Annotated in this window: 25 protein-coding genes; 3 read left to right on the top strand and 22 right to left on the bottom strand. The window is 63.3% G+C overall.

Annotation, left to right across the window (positions count from 1 at the left end; genetic code table 11):
* Positions 1 to 46: 46 nt before the first annotated feature.
* From AB0O87_RS12820 to mtnA, 4 genes are all read right to left on the bottom strand, one after another.
* Entirely contained in the window at positions 47 to 1,093 is a 1,047-nt protein-coding gene (locus AB0O87_RS12820) for an ABC transporter permease (RefSeq protein WP_363516613.1), read from the bottom strand.
* Position 1,094: 1 nt separating this feature from the next.
* A complete protein-coding gene (locus tag AB0O87_RS12815) occupies positions 1,095 to 2,633 on the bottom strand; it encodes a sugar ABC transporter ATP-binding protein (protein ID WP_363516610.1) in 1,539 nt (512 codons plus the stop codon).
* An 83-nt stretch (positions 2,634 to 2,716) separates the two neighbouring features.
* Positions 2,717 to 3,829: a substrate-binding domain-containing protein gene (locus tag AB0O87_RS12810; RefSeq protein WP_363516607.1), complete on the bottom strand. Its 1,113-nt coding sequence runs from the start codon at positions 3,827 to 3,829 to the stop codon at positions 2,717 to 2,719.
* Between the two features lie 38 nt (positions 3,830 to 3,867).
* Positions 3,868 to 4,890: an S-methyl-5-thioribose-1-phosphate isomerase gene (gene mtnA, locus AB0O87_RS12805; protein WP_363516604.1), complete on the bottom strand. Its 1,023-nt coding sequence runs from the start codon at positions 4,888 to 4,890 to the stop codon at positions 3,868 to 3,870.
* Between the two features lie 180 nt (positions 4,891 to 5,070).
* Here mtnA and AB0O87_RS12800 point away from each other — a divergent pair, with 180 nt between their 5' ends.
* Positions 5,071 to 5,787 (top strand): GntR family transcriptional regulator, encoded by a 717-nt coding sequence (locus AB0O87_RS12800; RefSeq protein ID WP_363516601.1) that lies wholly within the window; start codon positions 5,071 to 5,073, stop codon positions 5,785 to 5,787.
* 70 nt (positions 5,788 to 5,857) lie between these two features.
* Positions 5,858 to 6,490: a class II aldolase/adducin family protein gene (locus AB0O87_RS12795; RefSeq protein ID WP_363516598.1), complete on the top strand. Its 633-nt coding sequence runs from the start codon at positions 5,858 to 5,860 to the stop codon at positions 6,488 to 6,490.
* A gap of 30 nt (positions 6,491 to 6,520) precedes the next feature.
* Here the strand turns inward: AB0O87_RS12795 and AB0O87_RS12790 are convergent, their stop codons facing one another.
* The 12 genes from AB0O87_RS12790 to coaA all read right to left on the bottom strand — a co-directional run bounded on the left by AB0O87_RS12790 (position 6,521) and on the right by coaA (position 17,796).
* Complete coding sequence (locus tag AB0O87_RS12790; protein ID WP_363516595.1) at positions 6,521 to 7,000, bottom strand: hypothetical protein; 480 nt, start codon at positions 6,998 to 7,000, stop codon at positions 6,521 to 6,523.
* Positions 6,997 to 8,064 carry a tRNA (adenosine(37)-N6)-threonylcarbamoyltransferase complex transferase subunit TsaD gene (tsaD, locus tag AB0O87_RS12785; protein WP_363516592.1) on the bottom strand — a complete coding sequence of 356 codons (1,068 nt, stop codon included), beginning with the start codon at positions 8,062 to 8,064 and terminating at the stop codon, positions 6,997 to 6,999. Before tsaD ends, AB0O87_RS12790 begins: the two co-directional genes overlap by 4 nt.
* Positions 8,061 to 8,549, bottom strand: coding sequence for a ribosomal protein S18-alanine N-acetyltransferase (rimI, locus tag AB0O87_RS12780; RefSeq protein ID WP_363516589.1), 489 nt, complete (start codon positions 8,547 to 8,549; stop codon positions 8,061 to 8,063). The genes tsaD and rimI overlap by 4 nt, the downstream gene beginning before the upstream one ends.
* Complete coding sequence (gene tsaB / locus AB0O87_RS12775) at positions 8,546 to 9,163, bottom strand: tRNA (adenosine(37)-N6)-threonylcarbamoyltransferase complex dimerization subunit type 1 TsaB (protein WP_363516586.1); 618 nt, start codon at positions 9,161 to 9,163, stop codon at positions 8,546 to 8,548. The genes rimI and tsaB overlap by 4 nt, the downstream gene beginning before the upstream one ends.
* The gene (locus tag AB0O87_RS12770) at positions 9,160 to 10,317 is read right to left on the bottom strand and encodes a hypothetical protein (protein ID WP_363516583.1); all 1,158 of its coding nucleotides are present in this window, start codon (positions 10,315 to 10,317) and stop codon (positions 9,160 to 9,162) included. The genes tsaB and AB0O87_RS12770 overlap by 4 nt, the downstream gene beginning before the upstream one ends.
* A complete protein-coding gene (locus AB0O87_RS12765; protein ID WP_363516580.1) occupies positions 10,314 to 11,912 on the bottom strand; it encodes an ATP-binding protein in 1,599 nt (532 codons plus the stop codon). The genes AB0O87_RS12770 and AB0O87_RS12765 overlap by 4 nt, the downstream gene beginning before the upstream one ends.
* A gap of 206 nt (positions 11,913 to 12,118) precedes the next feature.
* The gene (locus AB0O87_RS12760; RefSeq protein ID WP_363516577.1) at positions 12,119 to 12,937 is read right to left on the bottom strand and encodes a response regulator transcription factor; all 819 of its coding nucleotides are present in this window, start codon (positions 12,935 to 12,937) and stop codon (positions 12,119 to 12,121) included.
* Positions 12,934 to 13,416 carry a tRNA (adenosine(37)-N6)-threonylcarbamoyltransferase complex ATPase subunit type 1 TsaE gene (gene tsaE / locus AB0O87_RS12755; protein ID WP_363516574.1) on the bottom strand — a complete coding sequence of 161 codons (483 nt, stop codon included), beginning with the start codon at positions 13,414 to 13,416 and terminating at the stop codon, positions 12,934 to 12,936. The genes AB0O87_RS12760 and tsaE overlap by 4 nt, the downstream gene beginning before the upstream one ends.
* On the bottom strand, positions 13,413 to 14,519 hold the full coding sequence (alr, locus tag AB0O87_RS12750) for an alanine racemase (RefSeq protein ID WP_363516571.1): 1,107 nt from the start codon (positions 14,517 to 14,519) through the stop codon (positions 13,413 to 13,415). The genes tsaE and alr overlap by 4 nt, the downstream gene beginning before the upstream one ends.
* Entirely contained in the window at positions 14,516 to 14,875 is a 360-nt protein-coding gene (locus tag AB0O87_RS12745; protein ID WP_363516568.1) for a holo-ACP synthase, read from the bottom strand. The genes alr and AB0O87_RS12745 overlap by 4 nt, the downstream gene beginning before the upstream one ends.
* A 57-nt stretch (positions 14,876 to 14,932) precedes the next feature.
* Positions 14,933 to 16,780, bottom strand: a complete 1,848-nt coding sequence (gene glmS / locus AB0O87_RS12740) for a glutamine--fructose-6-phosphate transaminase (isomerizing) (protein ID WP_363516565.1) — start codon at positions 16,778 to 16,780, stop codon at positions 14,933 to 14,935.
* Between the two features lie 62 nt (positions 16,781 to 16,842).
* The gene (gene coaA, locus AB0O87_RS12735; protein ID WP_363516562.1) at positions 16,843 to 17,796 is read right to left on the bottom strand and encodes a type I pantothenate kinase; all 954 of its coding nucleotides are present in this window, start codon (positions 17,794 to 17,796) and stop codon (positions 16,843 to 16,845) included.
* A gap of 28 nt (positions 17,797 to 17,824) precedes the next feature.
* Between coaA and AB0O87_RS12730 the strand changes: the two genes are divergently transcribed.
* The gene (locus AB0O87_RS12730; protein ID WP_363516559.1) at positions 17,825 to 18,763 is read left to right on the top strand and encodes a Ppx/GppA family phosphatase; all 939 of its coding nucleotides are present in this window, start codon (positions 17,825 to 17,827) and stop codon (positions 18,761 to 18,763) included.
* Positions 18,764 to 18,813: 50 nt separating this feature from the next.
* On the opposite strand, the gene glmM is transcribed toward AB0O87_RS12730, so the two are convergent.
* From glmM to AB0O87_RS12700, 6 genes are all read right to left on the bottom strand, one after another.
* A complete protein-coding gene (gene glmM / locus AB0O87_RS12725) occupies positions 18,814 to 20,172 on the bottom strand; it encodes a phosphoglucosamine mutase (RefSeq protein ID WP_363516556.1) in 1,359 nt (452 codons plus the stop codon).
* Between the two features lie 14 nt (positions 20,173 to 20,186).
* The gene (rpsI, locus tag AB0O87_RS12720) at positions 20,187 to 20,672 is read right to left on the bottom strand and encodes a 30S ribosomal protein S9 (protein ID WP_363516553.1); all 486 of its coding nucleotides are present in this window, start codon (positions 20,670 to 20,672) and stop codon (positions 20,187 to 20,189) included.
* Positions 20,673 to 20,699: 27 nt separating this feature from the next.
* A complete protein-coding gene (gene rplM, locus AB0O87_RS12715; protein ID WP_363516550.1) occupies positions 20,700 to 21,146 on the bottom strand; it encodes a 50S ribosomal protein L13 in 447 nt (148 codons plus the stop codon).
* A gap of 203 nt (positions 21,147 to 21,349) precedes the next feature.
* The gene (locus AB0O87_RS12710; RefSeq protein WP_363516547.1) at positions 21,350 to 22,018 is read right to left on the bottom strand and encodes an endonuclease/exonuclease/phosphatase family protein; all 669 of its coding nucleotides are present in this window, start codon (positions 22,016 to 22,018) and stop codon (positions 21,350 to 21,352) included.
* A gap of 56 nt (positions 22,019 to 22,074) precedes the next feature.
* Positions 22,075 to 22,914 (bottom strand): tRNA pseudouridine(38-40) synthase TruA, encoded by an 840-nt coding sequence (truA, locus tag AB0O87_RS12705; protein ID WP_363516544.1) that lies wholly within the window; start codon positions 22,912 to 22,914, stop codon positions 22,075 to 22,077.
* 54 nt (positions 22,915 to 22,968) lie between these two features.
* A complete protein-coding gene (locus AB0O87_RS12700) occupies positions 22,969 to 24,507 on the bottom strand; it encodes an APC family permease (RefSeq protein WP_363516541.1) in 1,539 nt (512 codons plus the stop codon).
* Positions 24,508 to 24,582: the final 75 nt, after the last annotated feature.

The raw sequence follows: 24,582 nt of genomic DNA, 5'->3' as shown, positions 1-24,582 counted from the left end.
GGGCCCGTTCCTTCGTTGGGGGGACTAATGGGGGCGGTGGCTACGACTATGTGGCCGGTGAGTACCGCGAAGTGCGACGAGATAGCGTGAAGGAGAACAGCAGGGCCACGATCAGCACCAGTCCCTTCGCGGTGTCTTGGAAGTAGTACTGGAACCCTGCCATAGTCATGCCGGTCAGCACGATGGCCACCAGCACAGCACCCAGGAGTGTGCCCCAGGCGTTGGGCTTACCCATGCCGAGTACCGAGGTGCCAACCAGTGCAACCGCGACGGCTTCCAGAAGGCTCGAAGACCCCGCGTTCACATCGCCCTGGCCAATGCGCGAGACCAGGATGATGCCGGCGACAGAGGCGAAGAGTGCCGAGACGACATACGCGCCACCGCGGTAGAGACCCACGCGGATGCCAGACAGTCGCGCGGCTTCCGGGTTAGCACCCACGGCGTAAAGCACTCGGCCCCAGGAGGTGCGCGTCAGCACGAACCAGGAAGCGACGACGAGCACGAGCATGATCACGACGGGGATCGGGACAGGACCGATGGTGCCACGGTCGATGAGCAGGAATGTGGGATCGAACTTTCCCGGAGCGGTTTCGCCGTTCGGCAGGACCATGCCGGAAGACACCGACTGTCCAGAAACCGGGATAAGTTTCACACCCTGGATGACGAACATCACGCCCAGCGTTGCCAACAGGTCGGGGATCTTGCACACCACAATGAGGAAGGCGTTCAATACACCGACCAGCAGACCAGCGGCGAGCGCGATACCCACCGCCGTCACCCCGGTGAGGTTGTAGAAGACCATCGTGACGGCCACCAACTGCACCGCAAGGCCTGCCACCGATCCGATCGACAGGTCGAGGCCTCCGACGATCATGCTGAACATCACGCCGAGTCCGAGAATCGCGGTGACCGAAGCGAACTTGAGCATCGAGAACAGCGAGTCCGGCGTCGCGAAGGCGGACTGTGTGAAAGCGAAGAAGATGAAAGCGATGACGGTGACGGCGATAAAGCCGTACTTCACCACCGCGTCGCGGACGATGTCGCTCGTGCGGGTCTCGCGCTTCTGCGCGCGAAGGGTCGTGGTGTCGGCCATGTCAGGCCACCTCCGTCATACTCTGGACGATCTGCTCGTCGGAAACTGTGTCAATTCGGGCGTCGAGGGTGATGCGTCCCTCGACAAGCACAAGCACGCGATCGGCGATCTCGCGCAGTTCATCGACGTCGCTGCACAGCATCACCACGCAGCTCCCGTCTGCTGCCTGCTCTCTGGCACGGCGCGCAATCTCGCGTCGCGCGCCGATGTCAACGCCGCGGAAGGGCTCATCTAGCAACAGCACGTCTGGCGGAGTCTGCATCCATCGAGCCACCATCACTTTCTGCTGGTTTCCGCCAGACAGCGCGTCGACTGTTTGTCCTGGGCCGGTGGCGACAACGCCGAAATCGGCGATCGCTTGGGCGGCGCGCGCCGTTTCGGCTCCCTGCTGGAGAAGCGGGCCTCGGGCAAAGCGCGAGAGGAAGGGCAGGCTGAAGGTGCGCGCGATCGACCATCCGGGGAGCATTCCCTGGGCCGCGCGGTCTTCCGGCACTAAGAACACCCCTCGATTGATGGCGTCTTTCGGATGCCGCGGGGCGTATGCGTCTCCGCGCAGAGTCATCACGCCGGCCTCTGCACCTGTCGACTCGCCGAAAACGTAGTCGGCGAGTTCGGTCTTGCCAGCGCCGACGAGCCCGATGACCCCAGTGACCTCCCCTCCACGGAGAGCCACAGAGAGCGCTGGGGACTCAGGGAAGATCCGCAGGCCCGCGATTTCCAGGGCTACCTGCTCGCCGGTGAGGTGTTCCAGCCCCTCGATGTCGTGCGTGGTTCCCTCCCCCAACATCGAGGTGACGGCGGCAGCGAAGTCGAATGGACGGTTCTGCATGGCGGTGATGCGCCCATCACGGAGCACCACGATGTCGTCAGCCAGTTGGTCGATTTCGGCGAGCCGGTGCGAGACATGCAGGATGGCCACGCCACGGTCGCGCAGCGCAAGGATCGTCTCGAAGAGCCGCTCTGCCTCGGACTGCGACAGCGTCGAGGTGGGTTCGTCGAGAATCAGCACCTTCGGATCGGTGACGAGCGCGCGCGCCAACAACAACATCTGGCAGTCGGCAATACCGAGCTCGTAGACGTCTTGGCGCAAGAACGCATCGTCCCAGTCCAGCGAGAGAGCGGCTGCGACCTTGCGGGCACGAGGAAGAAGCGAAGAAAGCGAAGCGACCGCCGGAGCCTCTCCCAGCGCGATCTGCTCGAACACGAGGTTCTCGGCCACGCTGAGGCCGGGAATGATCGCATCGTCGATGCGCTGGTGAACCGTGCGCATTCCCAGTCGCGAAGCGGCGATCGGGTTCTCCAGTTGTACCGATTCCCCCTCCAACATGATTTCGCCTGAGGTGGGCTCGTGCACTCCGGAAAGCGCCTTGATGAGGGTTGACTTTCCTGCACCGTTCGCCCCCAGGAGCGCGGTGATGCGGCCTGGCCGAAGGGCGAGATCTACGCCTTTGAGCACGGCGTTCGCGCCGAAAGATTTGCGAATGTCTCGCAACTCAAGCACGGGAGTCGGTAGGGGATGCGCGTCGCGCGGCGTACTCATAGTCTCGCTGCTCCTCGCTGAGCGGGTGATATCTAGGGGGTCCGGTGGGGCGGCTTCGGGTTGCCGCCCCACCGGAAGGGGTGTCAGAAGCTGACGACCGGCATCCAGTCTGCCGCCGAGACCTTCGACAGGTTCAGCTCGGGAACGGCGGCGCGCAGATCATCCATGTTTTTGATGTCGTCGTCCTGCAGCATCTCCTGAGTGACGAGGACCGGCGGGAACTCCACCAGCTCGGAGTCCAGCTCGCCTGCCATCGACAGCGCGAGGGTGCGCAGCACTGCGGCACCGATCGCGTTGGGGTCGGTGGCACCGGTGGCTACCCAGCGGCTTCCCTCTGCACGCATGAGCTCGATGTCGGCGTTAGATATGTCAGCACCATAGACGAGCACGTCTTCGCTGCCGCTCACCTGGTCGAGACCTGTGAGCGTTCCTTTAGTGAACTCGTCATACGGAGCGTATACGGCAACCACCGAAGGGTTGGCCTGCGTTGCCGCAGCCACCATCGGTGCACTGTCGCTTGCAGACGAGCTGGTGAAAGAACCGGTCTTGAACAGCTGGTCCCACTCGTTGTCTGCAAGGTATTCGCGCCACACGGCGTCTCGGCGGTCCAGCGGAGCGATGCCCTCCACGTTGACGTAGCCCACTGGCTGCGCATCGCCGATGTCTTCGTACATCCGGTCGAGCACCAGCTGAGCCATGATCTCGTCCGACTGCTGCGTCTGGATCACGCCGTCAGCGCACTCCGAGACGTTCACGTCGTAGGCGATGACAGCGATGCCTTGGGAGATGGCGTCATTCACACCGGGGCAGAGGGTGTCGGGGAAGCCGTGACGCACAATGATCGCGTCGACTCCGGAAGACACCGCCTGCTCGAGCTGGGTTGCCTGGGTGGCGTTGTCGCCCTGCGCGTCGTACACCGACAGGTCGAAGCCGAGGGCGTCTGCCTGCTGGCGGGTGCCGTTGAGGTACTGCTGGAAATAGTCTCCCTGACCGGACTGCTGAACGATGGCGATTTTCGCCCCGACCAGCTCGGCGGGCATTTCGTCTGTTGCGTCGCTGACGGCCCCAGAGTCAGATGACTCCTGAGCTGCGGGCTCCCCCTGGCTGCAAGCCGTGAGGGCGAGTACCGCGGCGAGTCCGACAGTGCCGGTCGCTGCGAGCCGACGCCGCAGGCTGTGAGATGACATGCGCTTCATTGCGATTCCTTTCTTGGGGTCGATCCGACTGAACAGAGTCAGGCGAATGCGGGTTGTGTCACCGTCGGCTCCACCACACCGTGTTCGGTGACGATGCCGCTGATGAGGTCGTGCGGGGTGACGTCGAAGGCGGGGTTGAAGCCGCGCACCCCCGGTGCCGCCATGTGGGTTCCGCCATGCGTGAGCACTTCTTGTTCATCGCGCTCTTCAATCTCGATGAGATCACCAGAGGCGAGCGTGACATCGACGGTCGACATCGGCGCCGCGACCAAGAACGGGATGCCGGCGCGGTGTGCGGCAAGTGCCACAGAGACAGAGCCGATCTTGTTGGCCGTATCGCCATTGGCGGCGATACGGTCTGCGCCGATGACTGCGAAATCGACGAGGCCGCGCAGGATCGTGCTGCCAGCCGCACCATCTACCTGCACCACGTGTGGGATACCGTCTTTCGCGAGTTCCCAGCTGGTGAGCCTGACGCCCTGCAGAAGGGGACGAGTTTCGTCGACGTAGACGATCTCAAGCGCACCGCGCTCGTGTAGTTCTTTCAGTACGCCGTATGCGGTCCCCCACGCTGTGGTCGCCAGCGCTCCGGTGTTGCAGTGCGTGATGGCGCGCAACTTCTGCTTGCCCGTGCGCTTGAGCAGCCAGTCAGCGCCGAGACGGGAGAGCTCGCGGTTGGCTGCTTCATCTTCCCCGGCAATTCGGTGGGCCTCGGCGAGCGCGCCGCCGCCGCCTTCACGACGAACCGCATCGACGCGGCGTGCGCCCCATGCGAGATTTACGGCGGTGGGGCGAGCCAAGGCGACGCGTTCGATCTCTGCGTCGAGTTGTGCGTTCGTCCACCCCTCTGCCGCTCCCTGCCGCTCTGCGAGCGCGACGCCATAGCCGCCCGCTGCGCCGAGCGCTGGTGCACCACGCACCGCTAGTCGCGCAATCGCGTCGACGAGCTGGTCAACGGTGCGGAGGTCGAGGTGCGACTCTTCAGTCGGAAGTACCGTCTGATCGATGATCCGCACGGCTGGGCCGCCCTCGTCCTCAATCCACTCGATCGCTTGAACCACCGTGTCCATCTCCTTCCGCCGCACTCCGTTGTTGCGTACGGTGAAACGCTAGCGGTTGTCAGACAACCGTGTCAATAAGACCGAATAACTTGCCTGTCTGCCATAATGTCTCTACAGCTCGAGACGACAACGAAGCGTCCGAGTGAAGGACTGTAGACCAACAGTGAAGGGGGGTTCACGATGGTACGTAAGGCTTCCCGCGTTGATGCAGTTGTCGCCGGTATCCGCGATCGAATCGGCGACGGAACTTATGCGGTCGGCGACCGCCTGCCCACCGAATCAGAGCTCGGAGAGACGTTTGAAGTTTCTCGGCCGACGGTGCGTGCAGCACTGAGTGAGCTAAAGACGGCTGGCCTCGTGCACACCCGCCACGGGGTTGGCACTTTCGTCTCTGAGCCGCCGGTCGTGACGGCGGGGCTGGAGCGGCTCGAGTCGATCACCGACTCTATTCGTCGCACAGGACGCGAGCCGGGAATGCGTTACCGCAGCCGCACTATTCGGCCCCTTTTGCCCGAAGAAGCCGCCAAACTCGGGCTCACCACGAACGATCTTGCCCTCGAGACACGGCGTGTGATTTTGGCAGACGACGAGATCGTGGCGTACTCATATGACCTGTTGCCGATCGGCGTTTTCCCCGAAGGCGAGTCCCCCGACGTGCTTGACGGTTCGGTATTTGCCTACCTGCGAGACGTACGGGGCATCGTCCCGACGCGCGCCGTCGCAGAAATCCATCCCGTGGTTTCTGAGCACGTGACGTGGGACACCCCGCCGGGCCGAAACGGTCTGGCACTCCTTCTCGACCAGGTCCACTACGACCGCGACGAGCAGGCGGTCGCCTACTCGCGCACCTACTTCATTGATGGGCGCTATACCTTCTCGATCATTCGCCACGCTTGAGCTTCCGGTCATCACCAACGACCGCTATGGTTGTCTGACAACGACTTCCCAGAGCGATGTGGACGATCCAATGACGAATCCCCCCAACACCACCGACGCCGTACAGCAACTCATCCGCGCAGGGGCGGAGATTGTGCAATCAGGCCTCGCGTTGGCGAGTGCCGGCAATCTCTCGATCCGCCTCAGCGCTGACCGGTTTGTGGTGACGGCCTCTGGGACCTGGCTGAACCGGCTCGATACTTCATCGTTCAGCGTCATGGATCTGGATGGCAATGTCGTTGACGGTGCACCAAAACCATCGAGCGAATGGAAGCTTCACCAGCGCGCGTACCAGGCGCGCGCCGACATCGGTTCGGTCGTGCATGTGCACCCCGCCCACGCTCTTCTGCTCGATGCGCTGCAGCGTCCCATCCGTCTCGTCACTCTCGACCATGCCTACTACGTGGGATCCATCGGCCGCACGCCGTACTACCCCAACGGGTCAGACGAGCTGGCGAACACCGCAGCAGCCGAACTCCACACCCACAACTGTGTGGTCATGGGCAATCACGGCTCAACCACAGTCGGCGACGACTGCGACATGGCATTGCGGCGCGCTCTGAATCTCGAAAATGCGGCGGAACTCACCTACCGAGCGATCCTCGCAGGCAACGGCGATATCGACTTTCCGTGGGATGCCGAACCGCACCTCCATCACGCGTAGGAACGCGGCGGACGGCGAGGGCGCGCGAAGTCAGCCGAGCTTCTCGAACTGCATGCCAGCCCACACCAGCCAGCCCAAGCTGTACACCGTGGCGCAGAGCCCCAGCACGAGCGCCCATCGTGCGATCGCCCGACTTTCCACGGGGCGCCGAAGCGACATGATTGCGGCGATCACGGCAACGACACCTACCGGGATGCCCCACCCCACGAAGAACGAAGCCACCAGCGCGACAATCGCGGCCAGCAACGCCCAGGGCGCGAGGCGTGTGTCGTCGATCGACGCGGGATCCGTTGACGGTTCCCACTCGGTCGTCGCCGCCTCATCGAGGTCGGGTCCGCTGACGACGATGGGCTCGATGCCGACAGGGCCTGTGGGCAGTCTGGTGTAGCCGTCTCGGCGAGCACCCGGCAGCCGGGCAGCGCCCGCTGGGCGTTCGACCTCACCGCTGGGCTCTTCGATTCGAGCAGTCGGCGGCACTGCCCGCTCTGGAGTGTCTGCCGGATCACTCATACAGTGCTCGCTTCTGCGATCTGAATCTCGGTCACAGGAAGCGTCGAATCGGCGCCGAAACCGAACGTGGACGGACGACGCCCCGCAGAGATCAGTTCGGCGGCGAGCGCGGCAATCATCGCCCCATTATCTGTGCACAAAGACAGCGGAGGGATGCGCACCGTAACACCGGCCTGCGCTGCACGTTCGAGGGCCACATCACGCAGGCGGCGGTTCGCGATGACGCCTCCGCCCAGCAACAGGCGGGGAACGCCGAGGTCTCTGCAGGCGGCGAGCGCCTTCGTCACCAATACGTCAACGACCGCTTCCCTGAAGCTTGCGGCGACGTCGGCGACAGGAACTTCTGTCCCCTCGGCCTCGCACTTTTCTACCCAGCGAGCGACGGCCGTCTTCAGGCCAGAGAACGAGAAGTCGTAGCGGTGCTTGGCAAGGTCCGAAGCGCGGGACAGCCCTCGGGGGAACCTGATCGCATTCGGATCGCCATCCGCCGCGACGCGATCAATCTCCGGTCCGCCTGGGTACGGCAGGGAGAGCAACCTGGCCACCTTGTCGAAGGCCTCCCCCGCCGCGTCGTCCATCGTTTCACCGAGCATCTCGACGTCCGTGGTGAGGTCCCGTACGTGCAGGAGTGAGGTATGCCCCCCGGAGACCAACAGCGCGATCGTCGGGTATTCCAGCGGATCGCTGTCTGGGGTGAGGATGTCGGCGGCGATGTGGCCCACGAGATGATTCACCGCGTACAGCGGCTTGCCGAGCGACGCGGCAAGCCCTTTCGCGGCGCCAACGCCCACCATGAGTGCACCAGCCAACCCTGGTCCGCTCGTCACGGCAACGGCGTCAAGGTCGCCCAATCGCACGTTAGCTTCGGCGAGCGCCTTATCGATCGCCGGTTGCAGCGCCTCCAGGTGCGCTCTGGCCGCGACCTCTGGCACCACTCCGCCGAATCTGGCGTGCTCATCCATACTCGATGCGATCGTGTTGGAGAGCAGTGTCCGCCCGCGAACGATGCCGATGCCGGTTTCGTCACAGCTCGTTTCGATGCCGAGAACTAGTGGTTCGCTCACGCCTTCGTCTCCTCCGCCGTGATGGTTGATGCCGAAGACGCACGCACGCGCAGACGCATCACGATCGCGTCGACGTTGTCTGGTTGGTAGTAGTTCGGACGCCGCGCAAGCTCTTCAAATCCCTCGGCGAGGTAAAGCCCCTCTGCTGAGGGGTTGTCTGCCCTGACTTCGAGGAATACCTCTCGCGCGCCTCGGTCGGCAGCGGTCAAGAGCAGCACTCGCAGCAGCGCCCTGCCGCGACCGTTCCCTCGGTGCTCTGGCAGAAATGCGATGGTTTGAATGTCTGCGTCTGCACTGCCGTGAAGCGCGCGCACCCCGCCGTATCCGATGATGACGCCGTCGTGCTCGTCGACCAGATACCGGCCGTGCGGGCTGGAAAGCTCCGCCGCCATTGTGGCGGCACTCCACGCGTCGGTCGGGAAAGACCGGTGCTCGATGGCCATGATCGCATCGAGGTCGTCTGCTGTGGCATCGCGGAGGGTCATGTTCCCACCTTTTTGGGCGCACCGGGCATCGTCACATCTGGCTGGCGCATATATAGCGGCTCTTCGCCTGTAAGTTCGCGGCCTGCGGCGTGCGCCCGCGCGCCAACCTGGGCGAGTGCCGTCGCCGAGAGGGTCTTCACATCGATGCGTCGGACACCGTTGAGATGCGCGTCTGCATCGACGGCACGCACAAGAACCGTGTCGGCAACAACGACCGGGATTCCGTCACTATCTGTCCCATCGAAGACAGTGATGGCTACCTCGCGACGGCGGGCATCTGTGACGATGGCGAACGGTGAGGTCTCCGTCTCGGCGGCGGTGAGCGCCGCAGCGAAATGGCTGGGAACAGGGATCACGGGGATGCCGCGCCCGAGCGCGAAGGTGCGCGCTGTGGCAATGCCGATGCGCAGCCCGGTGAACGGGCCTGGGCCCATCCCCGCCACCACATGGGAGATCTCGTCGTCTCCCGCTTCCCGGAGCGCCCCGAGGAGCAGGTCGCCGATCACTTCGGCATGGCCGAGGGGGTCGGCGGCACTGGCTTCGGCGCGTGCGGTGCCATCGGGATCGATGAGAGCAACAGCGGTGCCAAGGGAAGTGTCAACGGCAAGGATCACGTTTCCAGGGTAGCCGTCGTTGACATGAGGTCGGAGGAGGAAGCCCGCTTCCACTGATCGCCACCCGCAGCACGAGCCCTGGCCGCGGCCTGACCGGCGGCGGCAACCAGCGCGTCGTAGTCGAAACCGGCAGTGGCAGCTGTCACCCATCCGATACTTGCGGACGACCGGATGCCGGAGACGGTGGTGGCGTCTCGTTCAATCACCGAGACGCGACTCAATATTTCGCGCAGATAGTGACGAACGGACTCATCGCTCCCACGAATTACGACCACGGAGTGTGCATCGCCCACCCTGTCGGCATCCGCGGATGCGGGCAGTGCCTCCTCGATGTCTTCGTGGAAGCGATCGACGATCGCGGAGTATGCCGAGCCCGAAGAGGCTTCCCTGAGGTCGGCAGGGTCGTCCAGCCAAATGTCGAGCACCGACCAGGTCTGATCGTTCTGCTCTTTTGCTTTGAGAAGTCGACGACGTGAGCGCTCTGCGAGGTCGTGCCCGCTGGACTTCTCGTCTGATGACCGCACCATCAGCGCCAGGGTGAAGGCTGCACAGGTGCCGACCACCAAAGCCCCCACCGCATTCATACCGCGCAATGCGTCCAACTGCTCCTCAGTGCCTCCCCCCTCAGCCAGCAAGGAGGAGACGGCGCTCACCACAGCGACCGCCACAAGCGCGCAAGAAGCCAGTGCCAGCGGCATCTGAATATCTCGCACTGCCGTGCGATCTCGCCACAGCTCATACGCCACGCAACCGCCATAGACAGCGCTGGCCAGGTAGGCAAGGTGGAACACGGGGAGGTACCACGGCGTCCCCGCAGTGAACAGAAGCAGTGGGAGCACCACAGGCAAGAATGGGACGACCATGCCCCATCTTTCGCGCCGACCGAAGTGCATCCGCAGTCCGATCCAGATCAACGGTTCAAAACTCAGCACCAGAGCCGAGGCTGCCGCACGAAGCATAGGCTCGTCTGCCTCCTGCCCCGCGAGCCAGAGATAGGCACCCAGCATGCCCACGCCGAAAGCGATCCCCCACGTCACGGTAGAAACGCTGGGCCTCGCAAGGGTGACGAGGCCAGCGACCAAGGCAGTAAGCACAGTGGCGAGCGCCACCAAAGCCGTCGTGACGTCGACGTTGATCGGAACGAGCGGGGTCATACCTGTGTCTCCTTCACTCGACGCTGCGGAAAGCGCAACGTCACCCGGGTGCCGACCCCGATCTCACTAGCGACGTCGATGCTGCCATCGTGCGCCGCGACGATCTCTCGCACGATGCCCATACCGAGTCCTGTGCCGCTGATGCCGGAACTCACCGCACTATCGGTGCGAAAGTATGGTTCGAACACACGGTGCACGTCGGCTTTCGTCATCCCTGCGCCATCGTCGACCACCGTCAGTTCTGCCTGGCCATCGGGCACCGTGTCGAGGTCGACTTTGATGCGCCCTCCGGCGGGGGTGTATTTGGCGGCGTTGCTCAACAGGTTGTCGAGCACCTGCCTAAGCCGAAAGGCATCGCCGGAGATGACGAGGCTCTCGGCGCCTTCGATGGTGAACTCCTGCCGGTTGCCCGAAAGGAGTGGTTCGTAAGACGCTGCGGAAGCCTCGACCACACCGCGGAGATCGACCGACTCGAAAGGCTCATGTGCTGTCGTGCTGGTCTGGGTGAGGATGCTTTCGACGAGATCTTGCATTCGCTCGCCCGCGTGCGCCACCACCTCGAGCTGCGCCGGTACACGGCCAGGCAGATCATCTCGTTCGCGAAGCAGATCAACGTGCCCGACAATCGCGGTCAACGGGTTTCGGAGTTCGTGCGAGATGACGGCGGTGAATGCGCGACGTTCTTCTTCGGCCTCCAGCCGTGCCGTCACGTCGTCGATAATCACGAGCGTGAGGTCTTCGCCTTCTCCCGCGCTCGCCATCGGCTGTGTACTAACCTCTAGCGCTCGCCATTGTCCTGCCCCGTCGAACAGCCATACCTGCTCAGCTCGCAGTGTCTCGCCGGCAGCAGCGCGCGCGAGCGAAGTGTGCGCCGGCGGGATGGCTGTCCCCCGTCTGGCGTCGTATTCGACCGCGGCAGACGGAAGCGCAGCTCCGAAGCGGTCGCGACCATAGAGCGCTCGGTAGGCATCGTTCATTTGCAAAACGCGTCCGGTACCGGCGACAACGACAAGGGCAACCGTCAGCCCGTCAATGATCTGCGTGACGCGACGTTGGTTGGCCTCTGCCCGCTCTGCCGCACGGTTGACCTGCTCAGACCTCAGCTGCAGAAGCCGCCGAGCCGCACGGGAGCGCTGCGCCCCCACACGAACTGTCACCCCCAGGAACCCCAGGGTGATGATGAGCACCAATAGTCGCAGCAAGAGGTCGGCAGGAGTGCCCTGTTGCTCCGAGAACAGCACGAGTGTGGCACTGATGAAAGCGATTCCACCGAGCACCCACGGCATCGAGAAGTAGGTAGCGAGCCAGACGATGGGAAAGACCCAAAGGAACCCCAGTCGAATGTCGGGGGCGTTGGTGGTGAGGCCGACAGCAAGCGCATCGAGCAAGGGGATGACGACGGCGGCAGTGCGCGGCAGTCGGTGCCACGGCACTGCGAGCGTCATCAGCGTGGTGAGGATGGCCAGGACCACTCCAGCGACGACAAGGCGATTAGCGAAAGTCTGCGGATGAAAAGCGGTGATCATGGCGACGATCGCCACCGTGCTGCCGGTGAAAACGAGTTGCCAGCGCCAAATGGAGAGGGTGCGGACCATTAGCGCTCACACTCCTTTCCAAACCTCAGCTTTTGCGCAAGATTACTCAAAGATCGGTAAAGCCCGCTCTTTGGGTGGCCTATCCGGCCTAGCATTCTTAGTGGGGCCGATACTGCGACTGGGGAACAACGCAGATGCTGGGGTCGAGCGAGTGGGGACTCGCGGGCAACCGGGGCCGCGGCTGGGGAGCCGCGGCTCCGCCCCAGTCAGTCGGACTCTGCGTCCGCTGATGTCAGGCGATAGCCGACGCCACGCACTGTCTCAATGTACCGAGGCTTGGACGTGTTGTCGCCTAGTTTTCGGCGCAAGTTTGCGATATGCGTCTCGATAGCCCTTTTGTCTGGTTCGCTCACGAAGTCAGACGAGCCCTCCATGTCTGCGCGGAGTCCGCGGGCAAGCTCTGTCTTACTGCACACGCGCACCTTTGCTTCCAGAAGTGCCGCCAGTAGATCGAACTCCGTCGGGGTCAGGTCTATGCGTCTTTGCCCGATCAAGACGCGACGTGTGTCCAGGTCGAGGCTGAGATCGCGATGCACCTTGCCGCGCCACGTCAGCACCGTTGCTCCGTCGGAGGAGGCCGGCTCATGCGCTGTGGTGAGCGCTGGCACGGATCGTGCGCCCTCTGCCACCGCAGCCACAGGTGTGCGCGGTCGCCGAAGGAAAGCTTCGATGCGGGCACGGAGCTCGCGCGGACGAAACGGCTTGACGAGGTACTCGTCTGCACCCGAAGTAAGCCCCAACACCACGTCAGACTCATCGGCCAGCGCCGAGAGCATGATGATGAACGTGTTGCTGACCTGGCGAATGCGTCGCGCTACCTCGAAGCCGTCGATGCCAGGCAGGTTGATGTCGAGGGTCGTGATCACCGGGTGGTGTTGTTCAACGGCCGCGAGACCTTCCAACCCTGAACTCGCCAAGACGGTTGTGAAGCCTGCCGCAAGAAACACTTCGTCAAGCAGAGACCGCACACCGGGGTCGTCTTCGATAATCACCGCGAGGAGCACAGGAGTCTGCGCCGTGGTCATGAAATGCCTTTCGGTGAAATCGTCACTATGCGCGGAGCGTCAGCGTCAAGCTCCGATGGGTCGACATCGTCGATCCCGGTGGGGCGCTCCAGTTCGATGTCCCACCAGGAGTCAGCTAGTTCTTCTGCCACGCCTCTTCCCCACTCGATCACGACCACAGAGCGTGCGAGGTCAAGATCGAGGTCGTCCAGTTCAGAGGCTGACCCCAACCGATACGCGTCGACATGCACCAATGGCGCACGCCCCACGAGAGACGGATGCGTTCGCGCGATCACAAAAGTCGGGCTTTGCACCGGCCCCCGCACCCCCAGACCTTCGGCGAGGCCGCGGGTGAAGGTGGTCTTTCCCGCCCCCAGCGGTCCGGTCAGGATCAGGAGGTCGCCTGCTATCAACTGTTCGCCGATGCGGAAGCCGAGATGCTCCATCGCCTCTGATGTGTCGACCTGCTGGCGTCCGAAGAGTATCGGATCTACGCTCATGAAGCTCTCCGCGGAACGCGGGGGCCGATGCGCGTGACGATTTCGTAGTTGATGGTGTCTGCCGCATCCGCCCAGTCAGCCGCGGATGGTACCCCTAAAGTGGCGTCGCCAAACAGCACAACTTCGTCGCCGACGGAGACCGGCATGTCCCCCACATCGACCACGAACTGATCCATGGCAATCCGGCCCACGTTCACGAACTGGCGTCCGCCGATGAAGACGGGGAGTTTGCCCGAAGCGTGGCGCGGCACACCATCGGCGTAGCCGAGCGGCACCAAGACCAGCGTGGTGTCGCCTGCGGTGCGGTGGTCGTATCCGTAGGAAACGCCCGCTCCTGCAGGCACCCGGCGCACGGCGGCCGCGGCCGCACGAAGCGTCATCGCCGGACGCAGGCCGAGCTCTGCCGAGCTGCGATCAGCAAATGGGGAGAGGCCGTAGATACCTACGCCAATACGCACGGCGTCCAGTCGCATTTCTGGCAGATCGATCGCTGCGGCCGTGGCGGCGATATGACGAATCTCCGGGTGGATGCCGAAGGAGGCCGCTGCCGCAACTCCCTCCTCGAACTTGGCAAGCGCCGCTCGATCGTCTTCCGGGGAGGTGTTGGAGAGATGGCTGAAGAGACCGACGATGCGCAGTCGTCCGATCCGCTCCAGCCTGGCAGCCTCTGCGAGGACGCGTGCCCAGTCAGCGGGAGCAATGCCGTTGCGCGACAGTCCCGTCTCGAACTTCAGGTGCACCCCGACCGGCCGATCGACGGCCGCAGCGGTCGCTGCGGCCTCCAACTGCTCGAAAGAGGAGATCCCCACCTCGATGTCGTGCGCTGCTGCCTGCTCGAAGCGCTCCCCTGGCGCGTGCAACCACGCCACAATCGGCGCGTGCACTCCTTGGCGTCTGAGTTCGAGCGCTTCGCTAAGCTCCGCAACGCCCAGCCGGGTGGCGCCGCCGGCAAGGGCAGCGACAGCGGCAGCCGCTGCGCCGTGGCCGTAGGCATTGGCTTTCACAACCGCGATCACTTCGACGCCGGTGAGCCGGCGAAAGTGCCGTACGTTGTCGGCGATGGCATCAAGGTCAATTGCTGCTTCGCGGAACGGAACAGTCACAGTGGCGCCCCCTCGGCGACAACAAAAGCGGCGGCGAGTCCCGCATCGTGTGTGAGCGTCAGATGCACGGTGCTGATCCCGCGCTCTTCGACGACGGCGGCGGTAGAACCCGAAAGAACGAAATGAGGGCGCCCCGAAGCCTCAGAGGCGATCTCAATTTCGGTCCAGTGCACGCCGTCCGACCCGCCTAGTGCTTTGATCAGCGCCTCCTTGGCCGCGTATCGTGCGGCCAAGGAAGGAAGGCGGAGCGAGCGCTCAGACTCTGCAAACAGCCGCTCGAGCAGTCGAGGGGTCCGAGCCATCGTTCGTTCGAAACGCGGTATGTCGACGAGGTCGATGCCGGTTCCGATAATCACCCGCCCAGCCTACCGAGCCTGACGGCACCTGGACCCATGCAAATCGAAAGGACGAACCTACTCGACGGTGACCGACTTCGCGAGGTTGCGTGGCTGGTCGACGTCGAGGCCCTTGGCTGTCGCCAACGCCATCGCGAAGATCTGCAGCGGCACGACGGCAAGCAGCGGCTCGAACATCACTCCGGCGAGCGGGATGTGGATGACCTCATCGGCAAACGGCAGCACAGCGGCGTCGCCCTCTTCGGCAATCACGATCACTCTGGCGCCGCGAGCACGGATCTCCTGAATGTTCGAGACCACCTTGGAATGCACCAAGGCCGAGTGACGAGGCGACGGTACCAGCACGAAGACGGGCTGACCAGGCTCGATGAGCGCAATCGGGCCGTGCTTCAGCTCACCAGCGGCAAACCCCTCCGCGTGGATGTAGGAGATCTCCTTGAGCTTCAGGGCCCCCTCCAGCGCAATCGGGTATCCGACGTGACGGCCGAGGAACAGCACAGAGCGCGTGTCTGCCATCCAGCCAGCGAGCTGCGAGACGTGCTCCTGCTCGCTCTCCAGCACCTTGGCGATCTTCTCTGGCAAAGCGGCAAGCTCGGCCACATCCACAGAAGCGTCTGCGACAGCTCCGCGTACGCGCCCCATGTGCAGTCCGAGAAGCAGCAAGGCCGTGATCTGCGCCGAGAATGCCTTCGTCGATGCGACAGCAACCTCGGGACCCGCGTGGGTGTAGACGACAGCATCGGACTCGCGAGGAATCGTGGCCCCTTGCGTATTGCAGATCGAGAGGGTGCGTGCGCCGCGCTCGCTGGCGTACTTCACGGCCATGAGCGTGTCCATGGTTTCGCCGGACTGACTGATCGATACGACCAGGGTGTCGGCGCCGATGACCGGATCGCGGTAACGGAACTCATGCGCGAGTTCGACGTCAACCGCCACGCGTGCCCACTGCTCGATCGCGTATTTGCCGACAAGAGCAGCGTATGACGCGGTGCCGCAGGCCGTAATGATGACGCGATTGATTCCCACGAAGAGCTCGTCGAGACCATCGAGTTCTGGAATGACGACCTGGCCGTCGCGAATGCGACCGCGGATCGTGTTGGCCACAGCCTCAGGCTGCTCCGACACCTCTTTCGCCATGAAGCTCGACCAGCCGCCCTTTTCTGCGGCAGCAGCATCCCAGGAGACGTCGAACGGCTCCGGCTCAACGGGGGTACCAGCAAAGTCCGTGACGCTGACGGCGTTCGGGGTGATCGAAACGATCTGGTCCTGCCCGATCGCGAGCGCCTTACGGGTGTACTCGATGAACGCGGCGACGTCGGAGCCAAGGAAGTTCTCTCCATCGCCCAGGCCGATCACGAGCGGGGAGTTGCGGCGAGCGCCCACCACGAGACCTGGATGATCTTGGTGCATCGCAAGAAGTGTGAATGCGCCTTCCAGGCGGTTTACGACTCCGCGGAACGCAAGCTGCAGGTCACCGCCGTTGCTCGCGTACTCACGTCCGAGTAGCGCAGCAGCGACCTCTGTGTCTGTCTCACTCTGAAAGACGATGCCCTCAGCGAGGAGTTCTTCCCGCAGCACGGAGAAGTTCTCGATGATGCCGTTGTGAATGACCGCGAGCTTGTCATTGTCTGCGAGGTGCGGGTGCGCGTTGCCGTCGGTGGGACCGCCGTGCGTGGCCCAGCGGGTGTGACCGATGCCTGTCGATCCATCCGGGAGCGGCGCATCCGTCAGCGAGTCGCGAAGCATCGCGAGCTTGCCCGCCTTCTTGCGCATTCCGAGCGAGCCTTCGCCGTCGATGACAGCCACTCCCGCAGAGTCATAGCCTCGGTACTCCAAGCGGGCAAGACCGGCGAGAAGGATGTCCTGGCTGGGGCGCGGGCCCACGTATCCAACGATTCCACACATGGGATAAAGAATAAGCCTGGATTTTTGCGAGTCGTCCGAACAATATTCGGACAGGCGCAAGCTCAGAGTTTGCGCAGCAACACCGTCTCGACGCCGTGGCCCGCTCCCTTGCGCAAGACCAAGCGCGCCCGGTGTCGTGTCGGCATCACATTGTCGATGAGGTTGGGCATGTTGATCTCGTTCCAGTACCCGAGCGCGGTGGCGATCGCCTCTTCGTCTGTGAGGTGCGCAAACACGTTGAAGTACGACGACGGGTTACTGAACGCCGCTTGGCGCAGCGCCAGAAAGCGGTCGACGTACCACTTCTCAATATTCGAGATCTCGGCGTCGACAAAGATCGAAAAGTCGAAGAGATCGCTCACCGCGACGTCGTTGGGGGCCGCTGGCGGCTGCAACACATTCAGACCCTCGACGATGACTACGTCAGGACGACGCACGACGACGTTCGCATCTGGCACGATGTCGTAGCGCATATGCGAGTAGAACGGCGCTCGCACCTCGGTGGCGCCGCTCTTGACCTCGGTCAAAAAGTCGATGAGCGCCCGGCGGTCATATGACTCAGGGAAACCCTTGCGGTCCATAATCCCGCGGCGCTCGAGCTCTGCATTTGGGTACAAGAACCCGTCGGTGGTGACCAGCTCTACTCGAGGGGTGCCAGGCCACCTACTCATCAATTCCCGCAGAAGACGCGCGATAGTCGATTTTCCGACCGCGACGGATCCCGCAACTCCGACCACGAACGGTGTCGTCGTGTCTTCCTCTTGCAGAAAAGCGGAGGTAGCGGCCCCCAAACGCTTCGTCGAAGTGGCATAGAGACTCAGGAGACGACTCAACGGCAGGTAGACCTCGCGCACCTCATTGAGGTCGAGCCTGTCACCGATACCTCGGAGCTCCACGACTTCAGTCTCGGTGAGCGGTTGGTCGATTCCCGCAGCGAGCCGCGCCCACTCTGCTCGACCGATCTCCCGGTAGGGGGACAACGGGAGGGTGGGGTCGGCGGTGCTCACGGGATACATCGTATCCGGGAGCGAGTAGTCTCTTTCCGTGCGCCTGGGAGTCCTTGATATCGGATCCAATACCGTCCACATGCTGGCGGCCGACGTCCGCCCCGGTGGACGACCACTCGCGACGACGAGCGACAGGACGGTGTTGCGCCTGATGCGCTATCTCACCGCCGATGGCTCGATCTCAGAAGAAGGCGTCACAGCGCTCGAAGCTGCTGTCACGCAAGCGCGCAGAGTTGCAGAGACCGAGCGCGTGGATTCGCTCCTCGCGACGGCAACGAGTGCCGTGCGCGATGCGCAGAATGGTGCAGACGTTATCGCCCGCATCGAGAAGGCGCTGGGCCAGCCCTTGCAGGTCCTCGACGGGGAGACAGAGGCGGAACTGACGTTCCTCGCCGTGCGACGCTGGTTCGGGTGGTCAGCAGGTCAGCTGCTGCTGCTCGACATTGGCGGCGGCTCCCTCGAAATCGCCGCGGGTGCAGAAGAACTGCCAGACGCTGCAGCCTCCGTGCCACTGGGCGCCGGGCGCATGACGATGCAGTTCTTACCGAATGACCCACCTGGGGAGACAGACGTAGAGACGCTGCGCACCCACGCTCTGGCGACCCTGAAAGAGGTCACACCACGATTCGCCGCGCTCCCCCGCCCCGATCACGTTGTCGGCTCGTCAAAGGCGATCCGTTCCCTGGCGCGACTCGTCGGCTACCCCGCGCCTGGGTGGTCGGGGAACGAACGGATGCTGTTGCCTCGCGCATCGCTCGGCTCCTGGATTCCACGGCTTGCACGCCTACCGGCATCCGCCAGACAGGAGCTCCCTGGGATCACCCCCGACCGCACCTTCCAGATCGTGGCGGCAGCCATCTCCCTACACGCCGCGATGACCGCGCTGAAGGTCGAAGAACTAGAAGTGTCACCCTGGGCACTGCGCGAGGGCGTGCTGCTCCGCTACATCGAGCAGCTGGGCTGGGACGAAACGTAAATGGCCGGCCGCTGAATCAGCGGCCGGCCATTTATACAGTTGCGCGAGGATTAGAGCGCGAGGCGTTCTTTGACAACCGCCGCTAGACGGTCAGCGTAGGCATGCACCGACTCCGCGTCAGCCGCTTCGACCATGACGCGCACCAGAGGCTCTGTGCCTGACTTGCGCAGCAGCACACGGCCTGTGTCGCCGAGCTCTGCTTCCACTTCACGCACGGCCTGCAGGACGCCCTCATCGTCGGCGACGCGATCTTTGTCGACATCGCGCACGTTGATCAGCACCTGCGGGTACACCTTCATTACGGCCGCGAGTTCAGCGATCGACTTCTTCTGGCGTGCCATCTCGGCCACCAGGTGCAGTCCGGTGAGGATGCCGTCGCCCGTGGTCGCGAATTCGCTCATGATCACGTGACCGGACTGCTCGCCTCCCAGCGAGTAGCCGCCCTGGTTCATGTCTTCGAGCACGTAACGGTCGCCGACAGCGGTCTGCCGCACAGCGATACCGTTCTCGCGCATAGCGACATGCAAACCGAGGTTGCTCATCACTGTCGCGACAAGCGTGTCATCGACGAGGTGTCCACGGTCTTTCATTGCCAGCGCGAGGATCGCCATGATCTGGTCACCGTCGATCGCGTTGCCTTGCGCATCGACGGCCAAGCAACGGTCGGCGTCGCCATCATGGGCGATACCAATGTCGGCCCCCAAACGCACGACAGCCTCAGCAAGGTTGTCGAGGTGGGTAGATCCAACACCGTCGTTGATGTTCCAGCCGTCTGGCTCTGCACCGATGACCGTGAGCTCAGCGCCCGCATCACGGAACGTGTCTGGAGACACGCCAGATGCCGCGCCGTGCGCGCAGTCCAGCACCACATGGATGCCATCGAGACGGTTCGGCAGCGAGCCGAGCAGATGCACGACGTAGCGGTCTTCGGCGTCAGAGAACCGCTCGATACGGCCCACACCTGCCCCCGTCGGGCGCAGGATTTCACCAGCCATTGCCTCTTCGATGCGCTGTTCAACGGCATCTGGGAGCTTGCGCCCTCCGCGGGCAAAAATCTTGATGCCGTTGTCGGGCGCCGCGTTGTGCGACGCCGAAATCATCACACCGAAATCGGCGTCACGATCGGCCACCAGGAATGCAAGCGCTGGTGTGGGGATAACCCCTGCTTCCAGCACATCAACGCCAGAGGAGGCGAGGCCAGCAGAAACAGCCGCGGCCAGGAAGTGTCCGGAGACCCGAGGGTCTCTGGCGACTACTGCGGTGAGTCGCTTGCCTTCGGCTTTGCGAGCCTCCGCAGTACGGCCCTGGCCCAGGACGACAGCAGTCGCCTGGGCCAGGGTAAGCGCGAGGTCGGCGGTGAGGACGCCATTGGCGAGTCCTCGTACGCCGTCCGTGCCAAAGATCGGCATCGGAGCAGTAGACCTTAACGCTTCGAGTACTGAGGCGCCTTACGGGCCTTCTTGAGTCCAGCCTTCTTGCGCTCCTTGACGCGAGCGTCGCGCGAAAGGAAGCCGGCCTTCTTCAGGGTGGGACGGTTGTTCTCCTCGTCGATGCCGTTCAGCGAACGTGCAATGCCGAGACGAAGCGCACCGGCCTGGCCCGAGGGGCCTCCGCCGGAGATGCGCGCGATCACGTCGTACGAACCAGCAAGGCTCAGCACCGTGAACGGGTCGTTGATCAGCTGCTGGTGCAGCTTGTTCGGGAAGTAGTCCTCGATCGTGCGGCCGTTGACCGTGATCGTGCCAGAGCCTGGAACGATACGCACGCGGGCAATAGCCTGCTTGCGACGACCGACAGCGGCGCCGGGGACGTTCAGCACGGGGCGGGGAGCCGCCTCGACTGCTTCAGTCTCGGGAGTCGAAGTCGAGAAGCTCTGGGGGGTTTCGGTGGTGTCCTGGATGTCAGCCACGAGTATGTCCTTAAGTCTTTACGGCGCTTACTGGGCGACCTGGTCGAGGGTGTACGTCTGCGGCTGCTGCGCGGCGTGCGGGTGCTCTGCACCGACGTACACCTTGAGCTTCGACAACTGCTGGCGGCCGATGCTGTTCTTGGGGAGCATGCCACGGATGGCCTTCTCGACAGCGCGGACCGGGTTCTTCTCGAGGAGCTCGGCGTAGGTGACCGACTTCAGGCCGCCCGGGTAACCCGAGTGACGGTAGGCCATCTTCTTCTGGAGCTTCTGACCGGTGAGCGCGACCTTCTCAGCGTTCACGATGATGACAAAGTCACCCGAGTCGATGTGGTTAGCGAAGGTCGGCTTGTGCTTGCCACGCAGGAGCGTAGCGGCGTGCGAAGCCAAGCGGCCGAGAACGACGTCTGTGGCGTCGATGACGACCCAATCGCGCTGGACTTCGCCAGCCTTGGGGGTGTAAGTGCGCGTCACGATAGTGCTGCTTTCTTGTGTCGAACGGAGAAGTTCGTGAATCCCACTCCGGGGTGGTTCTTCATCTCCGACTCATCGAGTCTGCAGAGATGGGAACACGCCAGTGGAGGGCTCACGTTCGGACGATGCACTTTCGCCGCGGACGGGAAAGGCACCAAAGGGAAATCATACGCCACCGAGTGCCGGATGCCCAAACTGCTTGCTCAGTCGGGTTTGACGGTGACAAGGATCGGACGGTGGTCGCTCGACCCCTGCGGCAGGGTCGTGATGCGCTCGATCTCAAATCCGGCTGATGTCGCGAAGTCGTAGTGCCCGCGAAAGATGCGATACCGGGTGTAGGTGTGGTCGTCACTCATGGAGAGCGAGTAGCCGTGATTTCGCACGGCCTGGCCGAGGCTTTCTTTGAAGACCGGGTAGTTGTAGTCGCCGACCATCAGCTGAGGCAAGTCTTCGCCAAGCGTCGCGAGCTCGGTGAGCGCCGCACGGATCTGGTGCCGTCGCAACGAGTTCAGCGCTGTAAGCGGGGCGGCGTGGAAAGACGCCACGATGAAATCCTGACCATCGTCGATGTCGCGCAGCCGCGCCCCGAGTACTCGTTCATGGGCGGGCTTTGCGATCCTGTCGTGCAGCGACTTTTTGAGGCCCAGCATCCGGATGCCCTGCAGATGGAATCTGCTTGACCGATAGAACAGGGCAAGCCCCAGCCGGTTTCCTTGCGTCGCATCTGCAAGCGCGAGGTCGCCGATCTGCGACGGAAGCTCCGGAACGTCGCACTCTTGCAGACAGAGGATGTCGGGATCGTGCTCACCGACGAGCGCCGCGAGCTCACTTGCTGCCCGATGCTTTTGGAGGTTGTAGGAAATGACCTTCATAACGGCACCTACGCTACTCGCAGCTTCATGGTGCTAGCTGCAGATTCACTATCGATTCACGGGGATCGGCGTGCGCGGGTCTGCTCGGCGCGAAGGGCGAGCAGATTCTCCTCCGGATATCCCACCTCAGCGAGGGTGAGGCCGCGCGCAGCCATCACCTTGAATTCGCTGGTTCTGGTCAGCGCGTCGCGGAGCAGGACTACGTCACTGACATCGAGTCGCCCCTCCCCCACGGCGACACACACTCCGACGAGGGCGCGCACCATGCTGTGGCAGAAGGCGTCTGCTTTCACCTCTGCGACGAGCACTCCGTCGGCGTCGCGTTCCCAGCGGTAGTCCAGCAGGGTGCGAATCGTGGTCGCTCCCTCTCGAGGCTTGCAGTACGCCGCAAAATCATGCAGCCCGATGAGCGTGCGGGCCGCGGCGTCCATCGCCTGCTCGTCCAGGTGCGCACGAACGCTTGTCGTGTTCAGGCGGCGCAGCGGATCATAGCCAGCGTGCGAGTCTGCGAGACGGTAACGATAGCGTCGCCAGACGGCTGAGAACCGGGCGTCGAATCCCTCTGGGGCGACAGAGGAGCGCACGACGGCCACGTCGGAGTATGCACCGAGCACTCCGCGCATGCGTCCGGCGATCGTCTCTGCCGGGCTTTCTGGTTGACGTCCGTTTCTCGCCGCAATCCGTGACCACTGCTGCTCGTCCAGGTCAACGTGCGCCACCTGCCCACTGGCATGGACGCCAGCGTCAGTGCGTCCGGCGACGACAAACTGCACATCGGACCCGACGATCCGCGAGAGCGCTGCCTCTAGCGTCCCCTGCACCGTGCGAAGCGTCGGTTGCTTTGCCCACCCTCGAAAGTGGGTGCCGTCGTAGGCGATATCAAGCCGGATGCGCACCGCTCAAGCCTAAGACACCCGTGCCGCTCCCCCTGTGCCGCCGCATCGCTCCGCTCAGATGCCACCGTCAATAGAACGAATGGTCACGTTCGGCTCATCCGGCACCATCACCTGGGTGTCGCGGTTGAGGCTCTCGCCACGGAAGAACCGCTTCGACCGGGGGAACAAGTACCAGACGAACATCAACACCAGCCCGAACGCGAGCGAGCCAACGCCGATCACGAAGGTTCCGCCGATGCCGAACAAGACCGTGTAGCCGTAGTCGACATCCCACATGTCGATGGCCGACTGAATGAAAGCCCACGCCAGCATGACGCCACCGAGCAGGGGGAACAGCCCCTTGAAGAAGAAGGCATGGGTTGAGCTCGTCAGATCCTTGCGGAAGTACCAGACGCAAGCGAAGCCGGTGATGGCGTAGTAGAACGCGATCGCAAGGCCGAGCGACAAAATGGAGTCTTGCAAAATGTTGTCGCTGATCAGCGTCATACCGACGTAGTACAGCGACGCCACAACTCCCATCACGAGGGTCGAGAACGAAGGCGTCTTGTAGGTCGGATGCACCTTCTTGAATCGCTCGGGCAACGCGCGGTACACGCCCATCGCCAGCGTTCCACGAGCTGTCGGCAAAATCGTTGTCTGGGTCGACGAGATCGCCGAGATGATCACCGCGACCACCAGCACCCATCCGAACGGGCCGAGCAGGCCGTCTTTGATGGCGAGGAAGAAGTCGTCGGCATTGGCCTCATTGCCAAGGCCGGTGCCGTCCTCTCCCAGTCCGGCGTACATCATCGCCGCGATCGTGACCGAGACGTAGGTGAAGAGCAGGATGACGGTCGTGAGCAGAGCTGCTCTTCCCGGAATGCGCTTTGGGTCTTTGGTCTCCTCATTCAGGGCGAGGCAGGTGTCCCAGCCCCAGTAGATGAAGAGTGCGAGCAAGATGGCCTCGGTGAAGCCCGACCATTCGGTGAAGGCGAACGGGTTCATCCACTCCCAATCAAAAGGAGTGGGGTTCGGGGCTGTGCCAGCGAAGAACTGCCAGAGAGCCGCCACCACAAAGATGGCGAGTGCCAGGTATTGGATGGCGAGCAGGATGTTCTGCAGCCGCTCCCCGATCTCCACCCCTCTCCAACTCACCCAGGTCATCGCCGCAATAAAGGCCACCGCGACGAGCACCACACGCCAGTCGTTGTTCTCGACGTCTTGCCCGATCAGCGACCAGAAGTACACCGATGCGATCTGGGCGAGGTTGGCGAGCACGACCATCCCGGCGACGGCGACGCCCCAGCCGCCCATCCAGCCCACCCACGGGCCGAACGCCTTGGTTCCCCAGGTGAAGGTCGTGCCGCAATCCGGAACAGCATTGTTGAGTTCTCGATAGGCGAAGGCGATGAGCAGCATCGGGACGAACGCGATGATGAACGCGATGGGCGCCTGTGCTCCCACCGCGAGCACGACGAACCCGAGTGTCGCCACCAGCGAATAGACAGGCGCCGTGGATGCCAGCCCGATGACGGTAGACCCCCAGAGCCCGAGCGTGCCAACTGCAAGGCCTTTACCGCCTGGGCGTTCTAAATGAATGGGGGTAGTCGTCATGTTCAGAACAGTAGAGCCAGCGCAGTTCGCGCGTCAACGAGTTTCTTGTCAACTGAATCCGTGGGATACCCCGGG

It is taken from the genome of Microbacterium sp. NPDC076768 (genome assembly GCF_040687205.1).
In the GTDB taxonomy this organism is placed as follows: domain Bacteria; phylum Actinomycetota; class Actinomycetes; order Actinomycetales; family Microbacteriaceae; genus Microbacterium.
The sequence above is the reverse complement of the archived record's forward strand: the minus strand, read 5'-3'. Positions and strand labels throughout refer to the sequence as shown.